Genomic DNA, 17,982 nt, shown 5'->3' on the forward strand with positions numbered 1-17,982 from the left:
TAATAGGTTATTCCAATAACCACCGCCTGGAAGTCTGCCTCAACGCCCCGCCACCCCTACTGACTCATTTGTCACCGCACATGATCGGCATAGGCTCGGCAGCAAATGCCAATGGCTCACGACGCCCGAAATACAAGGCAGTCAACAGCCCCACCGTGCCCATGATCAGACAGAAACCGACACACACCCACGGGCTCCACGGCATCAGTGCAATCAACGCCAGCGGCGTGGTGCTGGCCCACAGGGCATAAGCCACGTTGTACGTGAAGGAAATCCCTGAAACGCGGATTTCGGCCGGGAACAGCCCGACCATCACCGACGGCACCACGCCCACCACACCGCAGGCCAGCCCAGCCAGCGCATAGGCCAGCCAGGTCACGCCCCACTGCCCCACCAGGCTGGCGTACAGCGCACCGATGCCCAACGGCAGCAACACGCTGTAGATCATCAGTGCGCGCCAGGCGCCCAGACGGTCGACCAGCAGCCCGGCCAGCACACAGCCGATATTGAGGAAGACGATGCCCACGCTGCTCAAGGCGAAGGTATGCCCCGCCGTCATGCCGAAGCGTTGCTGCATGACTGTCGGGGTAATCACTACCAGTACCACTACCGCGGAGGTCAGTACGCAGGTCAGCAGTGCCGCCGGGATCAACGCTGAGCGGTGCTCGCCCAGCACCCGCCGCAGCGGAAACCTGACGGGTTGCTCCTGGCGCTCACGCAAGGCCAGGAACACCGGCGTCTCGCTGAGCCAGCGGCGCAGCCACACACCGATCACGCCAAACACCCCACCGAGCAGGAATGGGTAACGCCAGGCGTAATCGAGAATCTCCTGCGGCGTGAACACTTGCGCCAGCGCTGTGGCCGTCAGCGCCCCCAGCAGGTAGCCAAAGGTCAGCCCCGCCTGCAGGAAGCCCAACGCATAACCACGACGTCCGTTTGGCGCATGCTCGGCGACGAAGGTCCACGCGCTCGGCACCTCACCCCCTACGGCGGCACCCTGCAGGATGCGCAGCGCCAACAAAATCAGCGGCGCCGCATAGCCAATGTCGGCATAGGTCGGCATCACCCCGATCAGCAAGCATGGCAAGGCCATCATCAGGATGCTCAGGCTGAACACCCGCTTGCGCCCGAGATGGTCGGCGAAGTGGGCCATCAGAATGCCGCCCAACGGCCTTGCCAGGTAACCGGTGACGAAGATGCCGAAGCTCTGCAGCAAGCGCAGCCACTCGGGCATCTGAGGCGGGAAGAACAGCTGGCTGAGGGTCAGGGCAAAGAACACGAAGATGATGAAATCGTAGATTTCCAGTGCGCCGCCCAGTGCCGCCAGGCCCAGGGTCCGGTGGTCGCTACGGCTGAACCGGGGCGGGCGAGCGGTATCGATGGCAGTCATGGCAGGGGTCCGCAGATCGGCAAAGGGCAAGAGGATAGCAAATGCTCGCCGCCTTGCCCCAGCAACGCCACTAACGGCTGAACACGGTGTGGCCGAAGTTCCTCGGTTTGCGCGGCGGTACCGGGCCACCCTTGAGCCCGGAAGGCAGGGCAATCTTGCCGACCAGCACGGGGCTGTCGATGATTGCCATGAAGGATTGCAGCGCCTCGTTATCCGGTACCTGGGGCAGGCTCACACTGACGGCCTGGCGCTCGGTCTGCGGCACGACAGGCACTTTCAGGTGTTGCGAATGGTAAAGCAAGGCATGCTGAATCTGCGCATTGACCCGGCAGAACCGTGCCAGGTCGACGCCGGCATGGCTGGCCAGCTCGATATTGCCCAGCAGCAGGTTGAACGGTTGCAAGGCGCACTGCACCAGCCGCTGCAACTCTTCAAAGGACTCGACCGGGGCAATCCGGTAGTAGCCAAGGCCATTGAGCAGTTTTTCCAGCTGCAGGCGCTGGTGCGGGTGCTCGTCGGCTATCAGGATGCGCAGGGTCTTGTTTGTCATTGTCGGACCTGGGCCGTCAGGTGAATGAGGGACAGCTCCCTGACCGAACTGCGCCAGCAACAGGCAACCACCAGGGCTGCACCTGGAGGGGTCAATCTAGATAGTTGTCGGGAAACGGGGAGAAATCAAGTGGCCATCACACAGAATTTTCACCTGCCCTTCACTGCGGATTCAGGACTCCCACAGCCGCATGCGCACACGGCAGTGCTTCATGGCGTTGACGATGTGCTTCTCCACCAGGCTGCGGGAAATACCCAGGCGCTCGGCAATCTGCTGGTGGGAAAGACCATCGAGCTTGCGCAACAGAAAGCACTCCCGGCACACACTGCTCAGCTCATCGAGGGCCTTCTGCATCATGGCCAGGCGCTGGTCGAGCTGCAGGTCCTGCTGCAATTCCGCGCTGAAGAAGCGCCCATCGGTATCCAGCGCATCCAGGGATTCGGCCTGACGCACCTGGTGGCGCCGGTGCCGGTCGATCACCAGATTGAGCGCGGTTCGGTAAAGGAACGCCCGCGGATGCTCGATCTGCCCGCTGTCGGTACGTTCCAGCACTCGCAGATAGGCATCGTGGGCAACGTCCTCCGCTGCCTGGCGATTGCCCAGGCGCGCACTAAGGAAGCTCACCAGTTCGCGATAATAATGTTCCACAACAGCACCTGAAATCGTCCTTGCAACCCACGTGCGGGACTGAGTGATACCGGGCTGTGATAGTACAAATTATAACTATTCTCAGCAACACACCCTCTACCCTCTCGTTCAGGTTAAATCCACCCGGCCAGCCTTCGTTTATCTGGGACTTCGGTGCGTGCCACGATTGGCAGCGCGTGACCACTACCCTGGCTGGAAGTCCGCATGAGCCGTTTAACCTCCACCCGCCGCCAGTTCATTCTCGCTGGCCTGGGCCTGCTTGGCCTGGGCTGCCTGCTGGCCTGGCAAACCCTGCCCATGGGGGCGCAACCGCTCGCTACCGTCACGGTCACCCGGGCAGACATCGAAAGCAGCGTCACGGCTCTGGGCACCTTGCAGCCCCGGCGTTATGTAGATGTGGGCGCCCAGGCCTCGGGGCAGATCCGCACCTTGCACGTGGAAGCCGGCGACCCGGTGCGCAAGGGGCAGCTGCTGGTCGAAATCGACCCGTCCACCCAGCAGGCGCGGCTGGACGCCGGGCGCTTCTCGATCGACAACCTCAAGGCCCAGCTCGCCGAACAGCGAGCGCAGTTCGAGCTGGCCGACCGACAGCTCAAGCGCCAGCGCGAGCTCGCCGCCGCCGGCGCTACCCGCGATGAGGACATCCAGGCCGCTGTTGCCCAGCTCAAGGTCACCCAGGCGCGAATCGACATGTTTCAGGCACAGATCCGCCAGGCTCAGGCCAGCCTGCGCAGCGCCGAGGCGGAACTGGGCTACACGCGTATCTATGCGCCGATGGATGGCACGGTGGTCGCCGTCGACGCCCGCGAAGGCCAGACCCTCAACGCCCAGCAACAGACACCCTTGATCCTGCGCATCGCCAAGTTGTCGCCCATGACCGTGTGGGCGCAAGTCTCGGAAGCGGATATCGGCAAGGTAAAACCCGGCATGACCGCCTACTTCACCACGCTGTCCGGAGGCAGACGCCGCTGGAACAGCAAGGTGCGGCAAATCCTGCCGATCCCACCCAAACCACTGGAACAGACCAGTCAGGGTGGCGGCAGCCCGGTCAATGCTGCCAATCAAGTGGTGCAGTACACCGTGTTGCTCGATGTCGACAACCCGGATGGCGCGCTGATGGCCAACATGACCACCCAGGTATTCTTCGTCGCCGGCCAGGCCAGCCAGGTCCTGACCGTGCCACTGGCCGCGCTGGATGACAACGGCGGCCTGTCCATCGCGCGCGTGCTCGACCCGCACGGCAAGGTGGTGCAGCGCCAGGTGCGCACCGGTCTCAGCGACCGCCTGCGCGTTCAAGTGCTGGACGGGCTCAGCGAAGGTGAGCAACTGCTGATGGGCGCCCCCAGCGCCAGCGGAGGCTGAATGACTGCGCCGCTGATCGAGCTGGTCGATATCCGCAAATCCTACGGCGGCCAGGACAGCCCCAAGGTCGATGTACTGCGCGGCATCAGCCTTAGCATCCAGCCCGGCGAGTTCGTCGCCATCGTGGGTGCGTCCGGGTCCGGGAAGTCGACCTTGATGAACATACTCGGCTGCCTCGATCGCCCGACGTCGGGCATTTACCGCTTCGCTGGCAAGCACGTGGCCGAGCTGGGCAACGACGAACTGGCCTGGTTGCGCCGCGAGGCGTTCGGCTTCGTGTTCCAGGGCTACCACCTGATCCCCTCCGGCTCGGCCCAGGAAAACGTCGAGATGCCGGCCATCTATGCCGGCACGCCCGCCAGCGAGCGGCACGCCCGTGCCGCCGCCCTGCTCGCCCGCCTGGGCCTGGCCAGCCGCAGCGCCAACCGCCCGCACCAGCTCTCGGGCGGCCAGCAGCAACGGGTGTCGATCGCCCGGGCACTGATGAACGGCGGCCATATCATCCTCGCCGACGAACCCACGGGGGCGCTCGACAGCCACAGCGGCACCGAAGTCATGGCGCTGCTCGACGAACTGGCCAGCCAGGGCCATGTGATCATCCTGATCACCCACGACCACAAGGTGGCGGCGCGTGCCCAGCGGGTGATCGAGATCCGCGACGGCCGGATGATCAGCGACAGCGCGACCGACCAGGCGCCTTGCCCTGCCCGCCAGACATTGCAAGCCGACGACCTGCGTCAGCGCCTCGACCGTGGCGCGACCCTGCGCGGGGCCTGGAAAGGCGAGCTGCTCGAAGCCTTGCAGGCTGCCTGGAGGGTCATGTGGGTGAATCGCTTTCGCACCGCCCTGACCCTGCTCGGTATCGTCATCGGGGTCGCGTCGGTGGTGGTCATGCTGGCCGTCGGCGAAGGCAGCAAGCGCCAGGTGATGGCGCAGATGGCCGCCTTCGGCTCGAACATCCTCTACCTCAACAGCAAGCCCGCCACACCGGGCGAACCTGCCGGCACGATTACCCTCGACGACGTCGCCGCCATTGGCCAGCTACCGCAGGTCCGGCAGATCATGCCGGTGCTGGGCGAAAAGGTGATGGTGCGCCATGGCAACAACAGCCAGCATTTCTACGTGGGCGGCAACAATAACCAGTTCCCGCTGATCTTCAACTGGCCGGCGGTGGCAGGGGCGTTCTTCACTGATGCCGACGAAGCCAGTGGCGCAGCGGTGGCTGTGATCGGCCAGAAAGTCCGGGAAAAAATGCTCGCGCCAGACCGCGACCCGCTTGGCCAGTACCTGCTGATAGGCAACGTGCCCTTCCAGGTCATTGGCATACTCGCCGGCAAAGGCGCGAGTTCCGGCGACCAGGATGCCGACGGACGCATCGTGGTGCCCTACTCGGCCGCGGCGATCCGCCTGTTCGGCCAGCGCGACCCCGACTACATCACCGTCGCCGCGGTCGACGCGGCGCGGGTCGATGAAACCGAGGCTGCCGTCGACCGCCTGCTGCGCCAGCGTCACCAGGGCCGTCACGATTTCGAACTGACCAACTCGGCCGCGCTGATCCAGGCCGAGGCACGTACCCAGAACAGCCTGTCGCTGATGCTCGGGGCGATTGCCGCGATTTCGCTGCTGGTCGGTGGCATCGGGGTGATGAACATCATGCTCATGACCGTGCGCGAACGCACCCGCGAGATCGGCATCCGCATGGCCACCGGCGCACGCCAGCACGACATCCTGCGCCAGTTCCTCAGCGAAGCGGTGATGCTGTCGATGGTCGGCGGCATGGCCGGCATCGGCCTGGCCCTGCTGATCGGCGGCGCCTTGATGCTGGGCCAGGTTGCCGTGGCCTTCACCCTGCCCGCCATGCTCGGTGCGTTCTCCTGCGCCGTTCTCACCGGCATCGTGTTCGGCTTCATGCCGGCCCGCAAAGCCGCCCGACTCGACCCTGTCAAAGCCCTCACCAGCGAATGACCCATGACCCTGCCAACCCGCATCAGCCTGTTGTCCCTGTGCCTGGGCCTCGCCGCCTGCAGCCTGCCGCCCACGCCATCCAGCGGCATCGCTGCACCCACCGCCTGGCAAGGCGAAGCCCTCCAGCCTTCTGCCAGCCTGCCGTCGGCGCAGTGGTGGCAGGCCTTCGACAGCGCCGAACTGGACCGCCTGGTCGAACGCGCCCGGTCCAATGCCCATGACCTTGCCGCCGCCACCGCCCGCGTGCGCCAGGCCCAGGCCAAGGCGGCCATCGCCGGAGCGCCGCTATTGCCGGAGCTCAGCTTCGCCCTCGACGGCAGCCGCCAGCGCCTGTTGCATGGCGAGGGCTATGACCAGCTCGATGTCAGCAAATACGAACGGACCAGCTCGTCGTTCGGCATGCAGCTGGTCGCCAGCTACGAGATCGACTTCTGGGGAGGCCTGCGCGCTGCACGTTCGAGCGCCCTGCACAGCCTCGACGCCAGCCGCTTCGATCGCCAGACGGTCGAACTGACGCTGGTCAGCAGCGTGGCCAACAGTTACCTGCAGGGCCTGGCCCTGGAAGAACAGCTGCGCATTGCCCGCCTCAACCTGCGTAACGCCCGTGATGTCCTGGCGCTGGTCGAGACACGTCAGCACGCCGGCTCCGCGACACGCCTGGAACTGGCCCAGCAGCGAAGCCTGGTGGCCGCTCAGGCACGGCAAGTGCCGCGGCTCGAACAGCAGTGGCAGGACAACCGCGTTACCCTGGCCACACTGCTGGGCGACCCGGTCCAGGCCCTGCCCACCACGGGAGAAGCGCTGGCAACCGTGAACTGGCCGCGCATTGGCAGCGGCGTGCCCAGCGAACTGCTCGCCCGCCGCCCGGACATCGCTGCCGCCGAAGCACGCCTGGCCGCCGCCCACGCCAATGTGCAAGTGGCCAGGGCCGCCCTGCTGCCAAAACTGACCCTCGGCGCCAACATTGGCACCGGCGCACGCACCCTGCCCGAGGTCTTCGACAGCTCTTATTACACCCTGACCGCCGGCCTGGTCGCGCCGATCTTCAACAATGGCCGGCTGCGAGCGGCGCAACAGCTGGCCGAGGCCGAGCAGGACGAGCTGCTGGAAAGCTATCGCAGCAGCATCCTGGCCGGCTTCGCCGATGTCGAGAAGGCCCTCAATGCCATTCACGGCGTTGAACAACAGCGCCAGTGGCAGGACCAGGAGGTCGAACAGGCGCGCCTGGCCTTCGACCTGGCCCAACGGCGCTACGCGGCCGGGGCCGAAACCCTGCTGAGTGTGCTGGAAACCCAACGCACGCTCTATCTCGCCCAGGACCAGCAGGCGCAGTTGCGCCTGGCTCGCCTGCAGGGCAGCGTGGCGTTGTACAAGGCACTAGGGGGTGGTTGGCAGTTGACGCATGGGGGCAAGGGCTGATTCACCCTGGGCATGAACAGGCCTGACAGGAGGGCCGCAACGCGGCCCTTCCGGGTTCACACAGCGGCGGCCACTGCCTCGGCAAAGCGCTGCGCCACCTCGTCAACCTGCTGGGCGCTGATGTTCAGCGGCGGCAGGAAGCGCACCACGGCGCCATGGCGCCCGCCCAGTTCAAGGATCAGGCCACGCTTGAGGCATTCGCGCTGGACCTTCGGTGCCAGCACCCGGTTGGCAGGCGGATGGCCCAATGCGTCGGTCTGCCCCTGTGGATCGACCAGCTCCACCCCAAGCATCAGGCCACGGCCACGGATATCACCCAGTTGCGGATAATCTCGCTGCAGCCGCTGCAGATGCCCGCGCAAACGCAGGCCCATGGCCTCGGCATGTTCGGCCAGACGGTGCTCGACCAGGTAGTCGATCACCGCCGAACCGGCCGCCATGGCCATCTGATTGCCGCGGAAGGTGCCAGCGTGGGCGCCTGGCTTCCAGGTATCCAGCCAGTCGCGGTACACCACCACCGCCAGCGGCAGGCTGCCACCAATGGCCTTGGACAGCGTGACCACATCCGGCACGATGCCGGCGTGCTCGAAGGCGAACATCCGCCCGGTTCGGGCGAAGCCGCTCTGGATCTCATCGACGATCAGCGCCACGCCAGCCTGTTCGGTGATACGCCGCACACCCTTGAGCCACTCGATGTCGGCCGGGATTACCCCGCCCTCACCTTGCACCACTTCAAGGATCACCGCCGCCGGCAGCGGCACACCGCTTTCCGGGTCCAGCAACAGGTTTTCCAGGTAATGCAGGTTGGCCTTGATCCCGGCTTCACCGCCCAGGCCGAACGGGCAACGGTAGTCGTAGGGGTAAGGCATGAACTGCACGCCATTGCTCAGCAGCGCGCCCAGTGGCTGCTTGGGACCGTGGCTGCCCATCAGGCTCAGCGCCCCTTGGCTCATGCCGTGATAGGCACCCTGGAAGGCCAGCACGATGCTGCGCCCGGTGGCACCGCGCACCAGCTTGAGCGCCGCTTCCACCGCGTCGGTGCCGGTCGGCCCGCAGAACTGCACCTTGGCCTCGCGGCGCAAGGCCTCGGGCAGGATACCGAACAGGTCCTGGACAAAGCGGTCCTTGACCGGCGTGGTCAGGTCCAGGGTGTGCAGCGGCAGTTCGTCGGCCAGCACGCGCTGGATAGCCTCGATCACCACCGGGTGGTTGTGGCCCAGGGCCAGGGTGCCGGCGCCGGCCAGGCAGTCGATGAACTGGCGGCCTTCGACGTCCTCGACGTGGATGCCACGGGCGCGCTTGAGCGCCAGCGGGATGCGCCGGGGGTAGCTGCGGGCGTTGGATTCCTGTTGCTGCTGGCGCAGCAGCAGGGGCGAGTCACTGAATTCGTACAAAGGTTGCGGCGCGCTGGCCGGCGGGACCTGGGCAAGGCTGGTAGCGGTGGACATGGGTGAATCCTCGCAAGCAAGCGAATGGGCAGTTATCGCTTGGAAAACGCTTGAGTGCGGGGAGGATTTAGCGGTTGTTGCGGGATTTTGCTTTGCCTGTGCCGGCCCTTTCGCGGGGCAAGCCCGCTCCTACAGGCACTGTACAGGGCTGGAGGTGCGTGCCGTACCTGTAGGAGCGGGCTTGTCCCGCGAAAGGGCCGGCACAGGCAATGAGGATCAGTTGGCCGAACGCGCCGGCACCTGCAGCAGGACTCGCAAGCCATCTTGGCGACTGTCGAACCTGAGGCTGCCAGCACAGCGCTGCACGATCGCCTGAACGATCGCCAACCCCAGCCCACACCCCCCACTCTGCCCGTTGCGCCAGAAGCGTTCGGTCAGGTGCTGCAGATCGCCATCGGCAATGCCCGGCCCATGGTCACGCACCATGAACCCCACCTGCCCGTCGGCCATCTGCACTTCCAGCTCTACCTCGGTGTCACCGCCATGGCGCAGGGCGTTGTCCAGCAGGTTGCGCAAGGCCGCCACCGCCAGCGGCGCAGGCATGCCCAGGTAGATCTGCGTAGCCTCCTGCGGCAGGTGCAATACGATGCGTCGATTGTCACCGCCACCCGCATCCTGCACCGCCTGGCGGGCGACCTGCTCGGCGCTGCACTGCACCCCGTCCTCGAACGACAGGCTGCCCTCGACCCGCGCCAGCATCAGTAGCTGCTCCAGGGTCCGGTGCATGCGGTCGGCGCCTTGCTCGGCATGCTCCAGCGCCTGCTCGCGCACCGCGCCGTCGGTCATGCGCGCCACCTGCAGGTGGGTCTTGATCGCCGTCAGCGGGCTGCGCAGCTCGTGGGCGGCATCGTCGGTCAGGCGCCGTTCGCGCTCGATGGTCTGGGCGATGCGCAGGAACAGCTGGTTCTGGGTGTCGAGCAAGGGTTGCAGCTCGCTGGGCAAGCCGGCCACCTGCAATGGCTCGACACTGTCGGCGCGCCGCCGGCGCAGGGCGTCGCGCATGCGATTGAGCGGCTCCAGGCCTTTGCCCAGGCCGATCCACAGCAGCCCGAGGCTGCCGAGCAAGGCCATCAGCACCGGCGCAGAGGCGGCCAGCAGGATCGACTGGTTCAACGCCTCGCGCTCCATGTGCCGGTCGGCGGTGGTGATGCGTACGTCACCGTGGTTGTAGGTGAAGGTGCGCCACGACGCACCGTCGATGGTCTGGTCACGAAAGCCGCTGCGCTGGTCGTCCATGGCGCCGTCATGCTTGTGGTTGCTGGCGAGGATCTCGCCGCGCAGGGAACTCACCTGGCAGGCCATGCCGTCGGGCACGCTCAACTGGTCCGCGGAAAAATGCGCATCCTCGCCCTTGGCCGCCAGCGGTTGCGGCAGCTGATCGACGAGGCCGGCGACCATGCGCGCCGAAGCCACCAGGCGCTGGTCGAGGGAGAACATCATCTGCTGGCGCAGGTCGCGCAGCATCCACGCGGCGGCCAGTGCCCAGATGATGATGAAGGCGGTGCCGAGGATAAGGCTGAGGCGTACCCGCAGGCTCATGAGGCGCTTCTCTCGGAGCGTTGCTCCGGCGCCTGTGCCGGCCCCAGGCGATAACCCAGGCCGCGCACGGTCTCGACGATACTGTTGCCGAGCTTGCGCCGCAGGTGATGGATATGCACGTTCAGCGCGTTGCTCTCGACTTCGTCGCTGAAGCCGTACACACAGTCCTTGAGCTGTTCGCTGGACAGCACCCGGCCGGGGTTCTGCATCAACGCCTGGAGCAGCGCCTGTTCGCGCCGCGACAGGTCAACCGGCTGGCCGGCAAGGGTGGCTTCGCAGCTGCTCGGGTCATAGTGAAGCGGGCCATGCTCTATCACGTTGACCGCCCGCCCCGCCACCCGACGCAACAGGGTGTGCAGGCGTGCAGCCAGTTCGCGCAGGTCGAAGGGTTTGAGCAGATAGTCGTCGGCACCGGCCTGCAGGCCGTCGACGCGGTCGGTGACGGCGTCACGGGCGGTGAGCACCAGCACGGGCAGGTCCACACGCTGCTGGCGCAGGCGACGCAGCAGTTTCAAGCCGTCTTCGTCGGGCAGGCCGAGGTCGAGGATCATCACGTCGAACTGCGCCGCTTGCAGCAACGCCCGAGCGCTGGCGGCGTTGGCCACGCGGTCGACGGTCAGGCCCTGGGCGGTGAGGCCGGCGCAGATGCCGCTGGCGATCAGGTCGTCGTCCTCGCAGAGCAGAACGTGCATGGTGGGGCTCCCGGAGTGGTGTGGGTGGGATTGCACTATGGGGGGATTAAGGGGGGATTATGGACCTTTTTTGCGTTCGCCTTGATGCTTTCAGCGCCTGTGATATCGAGCGCCGCACGGGCGGCGCTCGATATCACAGGCGCCAAATCCCCCCCGGCCGTATCCCCGCAGCAACACCTCCAAAACACCCTGATCTTAGTGCAGGTGGACGAGGTTAATTCAAGTATTGGTCCTCAGTGGAAAAGCAGGATAGGAGGGCTCCGACAGGCTGCCGAAGAAATGGCCGAAATGGGAGGCACATTGGCGCCAAACAAGATATATGGTTTCGTCCCGGCGTTGATGCTGGGCGGGCCTGCGAGCCTGGCCAATCTCCAGCGGCTCAAGGCCGACGTGCATCTGATTCTGCTTTCCCAGCTTGCCGAACTGGAGCCTTGTGCATTCGATGATGAAGAAGATGAGTAGAACCGACGCTCATTGGCGCAGTGCATCGGGTGTATCGACATCCCGCAGCACACCGGCATCCTCGACTGCCAGCCTGACGCAACGGTCCGGATGGGCCCTCACGACCGAACGCGCCCCCTCATCGCCCGCCAGCCGCACCAGCTCGGGCCAGAAATCACGCCCGAACAGCACCGGATGGCCCTGCTGCCCGTCATGACAAGGCAGAACAATCGTCGACCCACCGGCCTCGCGTGCAAGCAAGCCCAGGGTCTCGGGCGCCACCCAGGGCATGTCACCCAGCAGAATCGCCACCGCCTGTGCCTCGCTGTCGACCAGCGAAGCGGCGCCAGCCGCCAGACTATGGCCCAAGCCCTGCGTGAAATTGGCACTGCCGATGACCCGGCACGCCGACGGCAGCCCCAGCTCCTCGCCCCGCTCGCCGTCACGCAACACCACCCGCACGTCATCGAACACCGCGCAGGCCCGCTCGACACTGTGCACCAGCAAGCTGCGACCATCGGCCATCAGCGCCCGCCGCTTGTCAGCACCGAAACGCACGCTGCTGCCAGCCGCCAACACCAGCGCCACCACACTCACAGCGCCGCCCGCCCGATGCCGTTGCGCAGGCGCAGGATATCGGCGAGCACCGCCAGGGCGATTTCGGCCGGGGTCTTGCTGCCCAGGTTGAGGCCGATTGGCGCGTGGATCCGCGCCAGCTCGTCGTAGCCCAGGCCGCCGATGCGGTGCAAGCGTTCGCGACGCTTGTCGGAGGTGGCCTTCGAGCCCATCACGCCGATGTAGAACGCTTCGGTACGCACTGCTTCCATCATGGCGAGGTCATCGATTTTCGGATCATGGGTCAATGCAACCACCGCCGTGTCGGCATGGCAACCGCCATTGGCGATGAACTCCGACGGCAGCTCGCGGCGCACCTCGATGCCGTCCAGCACCACGCCTTCGAGCACCTCATCACGCGGGTCGCAGAGGATGACTTCAAAGCCCATGCCTTTACCGAACTCGGCGCAGAAATGCGCGACGCTGGAGTAGCCAGCCAGCAGCAGGCGCTGGGCAGCGCCGACACGCAAGCGCACACGGCCGCTTTCGCGTTCCACACGCGGCCCCTGGCTGTGGTCGTCGACAACGATGCGCTCACCTTGCGGCAGGCTCACCTCACGCAACAACCGGCGCTGGCCGCGCAGCGCGCCTTCCAGCTCACGCAGGTGGGCCTGCACCTCACAGTCGGCCGACAGGTTCTCGACCAGCACCTCGAGCACGCCGCCACAAGGCAGGCGAATGCTCGAACGCGGGTCGCTGCCATCGCCATAGCGCACGATGGCAATCGGCTCGGGGAATTCGCCCCGTGCCACGCGTTCGAGGAAGTCATCTTCGACGCAACCACCCGACAGCGAACCCAGCCACTGCCCGCTGGCGTTGACCGCCAGCAACGAGCCCGGCGCACGCGGCGCCGAGCCGTAGGTGGCGAGGACCGTGCACAACCACACCCGCTGGCCACTGCACGACCATTGCAGCGCCTGGCTGATCACCTGGAGATCGAGATGCTGCACGGTTTACTCCGCCTTCAGCTCGGCGAGCTGCTGTACGGTCAGGTCGCCGGGCAATCCACCCCAGGCCTGGCGCAGGTAGTTGACCATGTCCGTCACTTGCTGGTCGTCGAGCTTGTCGGCGAAGCCCGGCATCGGCTGCATGCGCTCGAAGCCGGTGAACTGCTGTTCACGAATGCCGTCGCGGATGGCCTTGACCAGGTTGCGCGAGTCGGCCTGGCGCAGCACTGTGTTGCCGTCCATGGCCACCGCGATGTGTGGCTTGCCCTCGCCGTCGACACCATGGCAGCCGGCGCAGACGTTGAGGTACTGCTGATGACCGCGCTTGGCGCTGTCGCTCATCTGCTCCAGGGCTACGGCCTTGATCGCCTTGGCTGGCGGCGGCTGGTCGCCGAGCAGGTAGGTGGCCATGGCCGCCAGGTCGGCATCTTCCAGGTGCTGGGTGCTGTGGTGCACCACCGGGAACATCTCGTTGAACATGCTGCCCTGGGCACTGATGCCGTGCTTGAGGAAGGTGGTCAGGTCCGGCTGGGTCCAGCCGCGGTCGGCCAGGTCCTGGGCCAGCAGGCTCGGTGCCAGGTAGCCACCGAGCAGGCCACCGCTCAGGCGCTGGTCCTGTTGCAGTGCACCGATAGGGTTGCGCGGCGTGTGGCACTCGCCACAGTGGCCCATGACCTCGACCATGTACTGCCCGCGCTGCCAGGCCGGGCTTTTGCCCTCGGTCGGCTGCAGCTGCACGCTCTTGCCATAGAGCATGTTCCAGCCGGTCAGCCCCAGGCGCACGTTGAACGGGAAGCTCAACGCCGTCTGCGGTGCCGGGCGGTTGATCGGTGGCACGGTCATCAGGTAGGCGAGGATCGCATCGGAATCCTCGCGCTTGATCAGGTGGTACGAGGTGTAAGGCATCGCCGGGTAGAGGTTGGCGCCGTCCTTGCGCTTGCCCTCGGTGACGGCGGCGAAGAACTCGTCGGCCGTATAGTTGCCGATACCGTACTGCTTGTCCGGGGTGATGTTGCTGCCATAGATGGTGCCGAACGGCGAATGGATCGGCAGGCCACCGGCAAACGGGGCACCGCCTTCGGCCGTGTGGCAGGCCATGCAGTCGGCCGCACGGGCCAGGTATTCACCGCGCTTGACCTGCGCCTCATCGGCCGCCTGGGCCAGCGAAACGACGGCAAGGCCCAGGGCCAGCGCGAGAGCGCTACGAACAAAGCCCATGCTCAACCCTCCTTGACCAGGCCGAGGTCATTGAGCACCGTGCGGGTGGCGTCGTAGTAACGCACGTACCCGGTGCAACGGCAGATGTGGTGGCCGAGGCTGGCTTCGATACGGTCTTCCACTTCACTCTTCTTCAATGGCTGGCGCTGGGCGGTTTCCACCAGCACCGTGGCGGCATTGACGAAGCCTGGTGCGCAGTAGCTGCACTGGAAGGCGAACAGGTCGACGAATTTCTGCTGGATCGGGTTCAGCGTCAGGTTGCCGGCCTCGTCCTGCTTGGCATGGCCTTCGATGGTGCGGACCTTCTTGCCCTCGAAGTAATGCGCGCCGGTGATGCAGGTGCGCACTTCTTCGCTAGTGCCGTCGGGGTTGTCGACGATCACCACGCAGGCATGGCAGATGCCCTGGCCGCAGCCCAGGCGCGAACCTGTGAGGTTCTGGTGTTCGTGCAGGTAGTCGATCATCGCCAGGTCATCAGGGACCTCGACCGGGCCGACCGGTTGACCGTTGAGGGTCAGTTGCAGTGGACGGTTAGCCATTGAGGGCCTCCTTGATACGGGCTGGGGTGATGGGGAGATCGCGCACGCGCTTGCCAATGGCATGCGCCACGGCGTTGCCGATGGCACCGACGACCGGGATCATCACCACTTCGGCAATGCCCTTGGACGGGTCGGTCGGTGACAGCGGCGGGAGGATTTCGCTGGTCTGCTTCCACACCGCCACATCGCGTGCGTGCGGCAGGCGGTAGCGGTTGAAGTTCCAGTCGCCCTCCCCGGGCCCGCCCTCGTACAACGGCATTTCTTCGGTCAGTGCATGGCCGATGCCCATGGCGATACCGCCTTCGAGCTGGCCCTTGACCAGTTCCGGCACCAGCACACGGCCGCACTCGACCCAGCTGTGGTGGTTGAGCACCTCAACCTCGTGGGTGCCCTTGTTGACCTTGACCTCGACGATGGTCGCCACCGGGCTGTAGTAGGTGACCATGGCGTTGTTCAGCTGGGTATCCGGGTAGGCGGCGTTCTGCCGGTCGAGCAGGTGGTAGCCATGGCTGCTCATCTGCGCCTTCTTGGCATTGACCGCGCCATCGCCGTACTTCACCGCCACGGCGTCGAGCGGGAAGCGCTCGCGCACGCCGTCGATGACGAAGTCGGCCTCGGCCCAGCTCCAGCGGTTGAAGCCGTGCACGCTGACGCCGGTGACCAGCCCCATCTCGTGGGCTTTCTGCGCCAGCTGGGCGAACGGGATCGGCGCCAGGCCGTTACCGGTCAGCTCGCCGTTGACCCACACCGCGTTCTCGCGGCGCACCACCAGCGGGTTGGCCTGGCCGCCGTGCGGCCCCTGGCTCCAGATGGCCATGGCTGCCGGCCACAGGCCGTGGTTGAACAGCACACGTGCCGCTTCGCGGGTGGCGTGGCTGAAGTAGAACGCCGAGTTGGTCGCCGACGACGGCGAGGCCAGCTTGCCGACCCAGCGCGGGTTGCGCAGTGCGGCGTCCTGCTCGGGCTGGCTGATCAGGTACGGGTTGCCGCTGGTGGTCAGCTGCAATTCCGGCCATTCGGTGACGGCGGTCTTCACCTCGTCGGCCGAGCGGCCGAGGAAATCGCTGACCACCAGCGCCTGGGACGTGGACATGCCAGTACCCAGCTCGGTACCGATGTGGCGCAGGCTGATCCGGCCATCCGCGGTGAACTCGACGCTGGCCATCGGCGCCTCGGAGCCGGTGCCGAAGTCCTTCTGGCAGATGGCGAAGCCGACGCCATACCAGTGGTCCGGGTCCTTGGCGTCCATCTGCTGCTTGCGCGCATCGCGGTTACGCCACCAGTCGTGCACGGCGGCTTTGTCGAGGATCTCGTACAAGCGCAGGGCTCCGGCCGGGACCGCACCCTGGGTGTTCTTCATGCCCGACTTCAGGGCGTTGGCGCGGCGCAGGTCGATGGCGTCTACGCCCAGGCGACCGGCGATTTCATCCACCATCATCTCAGTGGCGGCCATGCTCTGCAGGGTGCCGTAACCGCGCATGGAGCCAGCCTCGACGCCGCGCGAGTAGTAGGCGGTCACCGACAGGTCGTTCTGCGGCATGTAGTAGATCGACTGCGCCGCGGTGGCGCCTACCGCAGCCACGGACGGGCTGTAGTTGATGCGCCCGCCGCCGTCGCAGCTCATGTCGGCGCGGAAGATCTTGAAGCTGTTGTCCTTCTTGTCCACGGCCAGCTGGTAGCGGATGTCGAAGGCATGGCGCTTGATGCCGCTCTGGAACTGCTCGTAGCGGTCGTTGGCCAGGCGGATCGGCACACCAGCGCCATACAGGGCCGCCACGGCCGCGTAGAAGACGAAGATGTTGTTGTCTTTCGAGCCGTAGCCCACGGTGTAGCCCGGGTGCATGTTCAGCGTGTTCAGGGCGAAGCGCGAGGGCTTGATCATGTGCACGCATTCCTGCGCCACTTCGAACGGGCACTGGGTGGCGACCACGAAGTGCAGCGTGCCGGTCGCCGGGTCGTACCAGCCGTTGCCGTTGTCCGGCTCCAGTGCGGCAGGCTCGATCGATGGCGTCTTGTAGCGCTCGTCGAACACCAGCCAGTCCTCAGGCGGATTATCCAGCTGTTCAGCCATGCGCTTGGCGTAGAAAAGGCCCTGCTCGGTCAGGTCGCCGTGCTGGTTGGGCTGCTTGGACCACACCGGTTTGCGGTTGAGGATGGTCGGGAACAGCATGGAATTCTTCAGGCTGGAGAATTCATCGTCGTCGAACGGCGTGGCGCCGCCCACCCGCACGAAGCGGAAGCTGCCATAGGGGTCGCGCTGGTACAGCGCGGCCTGGGCTCCGTACTTGATAGCCTTGTCGTTGAACTGCAACTTGCGCTTGGCCTGGCGGAAGCGCTCGAAGTCATGCCAGATCAGGATCGCCACCGGGTGGCCGATGAACATCGGCACCTGGCCGGGCGGCAACAGTGGGTCGGGCGAATGGGCCTCGGGCCAGGCGATACCGTCCTGGGCCAGGTCGGCGGCGGTGACGATACGGTCCGGCTGCAGGTCGGCGCCGAGCAGGCTGAGGTCATGGCCGGCATAGATGCGATCGACCTTGGTTGCCTTGAGCAGCAGCGCGTGGCCTTGCCGGGTCGGCCAGCCAGGCATGTCCTTGGCGCGGATGTCGCGGGCAAAGACCTTGTTGCCGCAGACCTTGGAGAGCGCGTCGTTACGAAAACGCGCCTTGCCGTCATGGTTCATCCACTTTTGCGGCGAGGTGGTGACGCGCTCCTCCATCAGGGCGGCGAACGCCTGGCTGCCGAGCGGCGCCATGGTCACGCCGACACCAGCGATCAGGCCGCCTTGCAAGAAGGCGCGCCGGGAAATATCACGGTTGGACATGCTTGATCCTCTGGGCAGCAGGGGTTCTGCCCAACTTTTCTGATTCTAGTGCGGGGAACTCGGAGGGATGAGAACCTTGTCACGCAAGTCAGGAAAAACTGACTTATGCGTCAACTTTACACCAATGGGAGGGGGATAGGCAAAGTCAAGTTGACAGTATGTCGCGGTGTGTCTGGAGGCTGTGGTGGGGCTGGGGGTGCATGGCTGGAGAGGTGTGGCGCCTATGAGATCGAGCGCCGCCCGCGCGGCGCATCGCGGGCAAGCCCGCTCCCACATCTGTTTCGGGCCAGTTACTCCTGTACCGCCAACAGGATCCGCCTTGGTGCATGACTGGAGACAAGTGGAGCGACATCAGCGCCCACCGAGATGCATCGACATGCCAACA

Annotated in this window: 15 protein-coding genes; 4 read left to right on the forward strand and 11 right to left on the reverse strand. The window is 65.6% G+C overall.

Going from position 1 to position 17,982, the window contains the following annotated elements:
* Positions 1 to 64: 64 nt before the first annotated feature.
* The 3 genes from CQW31_RS06855 to CQW31_RS06865 all read right to left on the reverse strand — a co-directional run bounded on the left by CQW31_RS06855 (position 65) and on the right by CQW31_RS06865 (position 2,588).
* Positions 65 to 1,390 carry an MFS transporter gene (locus CQW31_RS06855; RefSeq protein ID WP_054884072.1) on the reverse strand — a complete coding sequence of 442 codons (1,326 nt, stop codon included), beginning with the start codon at positions 1,388 to 1,390 and terminating at the stop codon, positions 65 to 67.
* Positions 1,391 to 1,460: 70 nt separating this feature from the next.
* The gene (locus tag CQW31_RS06860; protein ID WP_054884073.1) at positions 1,461 to 1,940 is read right to left on the reverse strand and encodes a response regulator; all 480 of its coding nucleotides are present in this window, start codon (positions 1,938 to 1,940) and stop codon (positions 1,461 to 1,463) included.
* A 171-nt stretch (positions 1,941 to 2,111) separates the two neighbouring features.
* Positions 2,112 to 2,588, reverse strand: a complete 477-nt coding sequence (locus tag CQW31_RS06865) for a sigma-70 family RNA polymerase sigma factor (RefSeq protein WP_099814149.1) — start codon at positions 2,586 to 2,588, stop codon at positions 2,112 to 2,114.
* Positions 2,589 to 2,792: 204 nt separating this feature from the next.
* Between CQW31_RS06865 and CQW31_RS06870 the strand changes: the two genes are divergently transcribed.
* Genes CQW31_RS06870 through CQW31_RS06880 form a run of 3 tightly spaced genes read left to right on the forward strand, consistent with a single transcriptional unit; the run spans position 2,793 to position 7,334 of the window.
* Complete coding sequence (locus tag CQW31_RS06870; RefSeq protein ID WP_099814150.1) at positions 2,793 to 3,950, forward strand: efflux RND transporter periplasmic adaptor subunit; 1,158 nt, start codon at positions 2,793 to 2,795, stop codon at positions 3,948 to 3,950.
* The gene (locus CQW31_RS06875; protein ID WP_054884076.1) at positions 3,951 to 5,915 is read left to right on the forward strand and encodes a MacB family efflux pump subunit; all 1,965 of its coding nucleotides are present in this window, start codon (positions 3,951 to 3,953) and stop codon (positions 5,913 to 5,915) included. It abuts the gene before it with no gap.
* 3 nt (positions 5,916 to 5,918) lie between these two features.
* Positions 5,919 to 7,334 carry an efflux transporter outer membrane subunit gene (locus tag CQW31_RS06880; protein ID WP_099814151.1) on the forward strand — a complete coding sequence of 472 codons (1,416 nt, stop codon included), beginning with the start codon at positions 5,919 to 5,921 and terminating at the stop codon, positions 7,332 to 7,334.
* 56 nt (positions 7,335 to 7,390) lie between these two features.
* Here the strand turns inward: CQW31_RS06880 and CQW31_RS06885 are convergent, their stop codons facing one another.
* The 3 genes from CQW31_RS06885 to CQW31_RS06895 all read right to left on the reverse strand — a co-directional run bounded on the left by CQW31_RS06885 (position 7,391) and on the right by CQW31_RS06895 (position 11,013).
* Entirely contained in the window at positions 7,391 to 8,782 is a 1,392-nt protein-coding gene (locus CQW31_RS06885) for an aspartate aminotransferase family protein (protein ID WP_099814152.1), read from the reverse strand.
* A gap of 216 nt (positions 8,783 to 8,998) precedes the next feature.
* Entirely contained in the window at positions 8,999 to 10,321 is a 1,323-nt protein-coding gene (locus CQW31_RS06890) for an ATP-binding protein (RefSeq protein WP_099814153.1), read from the reverse strand.
* A complete protein-coding gene (locus CQW31_RS06895) occupies positions 10,318 to 11,013 on the reverse strand; it encodes a response regulator transcription factor (protein ID WP_099814154.1) in 696 nt (231 codons plus the stop codon). The genes CQW31_RS06890 and CQW31_RS06895 overlap by 4 nt, the downstream gene beginning before the upstream one ends.
* Positions 11,014 to 11,037: 24 nt before the next feature.
* On the opposite strand from CQW31_RS06895, the gene CQW31_RS32055 reads away from it, so the two are divergent.
* Positions 11,038 to 11,475 carry a T6SS immunity protein Tdi1 domain-containing protein gene (locus tag CQW31_RS32055; RefSeq protein WP_371858369.1) on the forward strand — a complete coding sequence of 146 codons (438 nt, stop codon included), beginning with the start codon at positions 11,038 to 11,040 and terminating at the stop codon, positions 11,473 to 11,475.
* Between the two features lie 9 nt (positions 11,476 to 11,484).
* Here CQW31_RS32055 and CQW31_RS06905 read toward each other — a convergent pair whose 3' ends face one another.
* From CQW31_RS06905 to CQW31_RS06925, 5 genes are read right to left on the reverse strand one after another with little or no spacing between them, the layout of a single operon-like run.
* A complete protein-coding gene (locus tag CQW31_RS06905) occupies positions 11,485 to 12,051 on the reverse strand; it encodes an NTP transferase domain-containing protein (protein WP_099814155.1) in 567 nt (188 codons plus the stop codon).
* Positions 12,048 to 13,019, reverse strand: a complete 972-nt coding sequence (locus CQW31_RS06910; protein WP_099814156.1) for an XdhC family protein — start codon at positions 13,017 to 13,019, stop codon at positions 12,048 to 12,050. The genes CQW31_RS06905 and CQW31_RS06910 overlap by 4 nt, the downstream gene beginning before the upstream one ends.
* A gap of 3 nt (positions 13,020 to 13,022) precedes the next feature.
* A complete protein-coding gene (locus CQW31_RS06915) occupies positions 13,023 to 14,234 on the reverse strand; it encodes a cytochrome c (protein WP_099814157.1) in 1,212 nt (403 codons plus the stop codon).
* A 2-nt stretch (positions 14,235 to 14,236) separates the two neighbouring features.
* On the reverse strand, positions 14,237 to 14,773 hold the full coding sequence (locus CQW31_RS06920; protein WP_013973477.1) for a (2Fe-2S)-binding protein: 537 nt from the start codon (positions 14,771 to 14,773) through the stop codon (positions 14,237 to 14,239).
* Positions 14,766 to 17,597 carry a xanthine dehydrogenase family protein molybdopterin-binding subunit gene (locus CQW31_RS06925; RefSeq protein WP_099814158.1) on the reverse strand — a complete coding sequence of 944 codons (2,832 nt, stop codon included), beginning with the start codon at positions 17,595 to 17,597 and terminating at the stop codon, positions 14,766 to 14,768. Before CQW31_RS06925 ends, CQW31_RS06920 begins: the two co-directional genes overlap by 8 nt.
* Positions 17,598 to 17,982 lie beyond the last annotated feature (385 nt).

This window comes from Pseudomonas sp. 382 (assembly GCF_002759075.1).
GTDB lineage: Bacteria > Pseudomonadota > Gammaproteobacteria > Pseudomonadales > Pseudomonadaceae > Aquipseudomonas > Aquipseudomonas vlassakiae.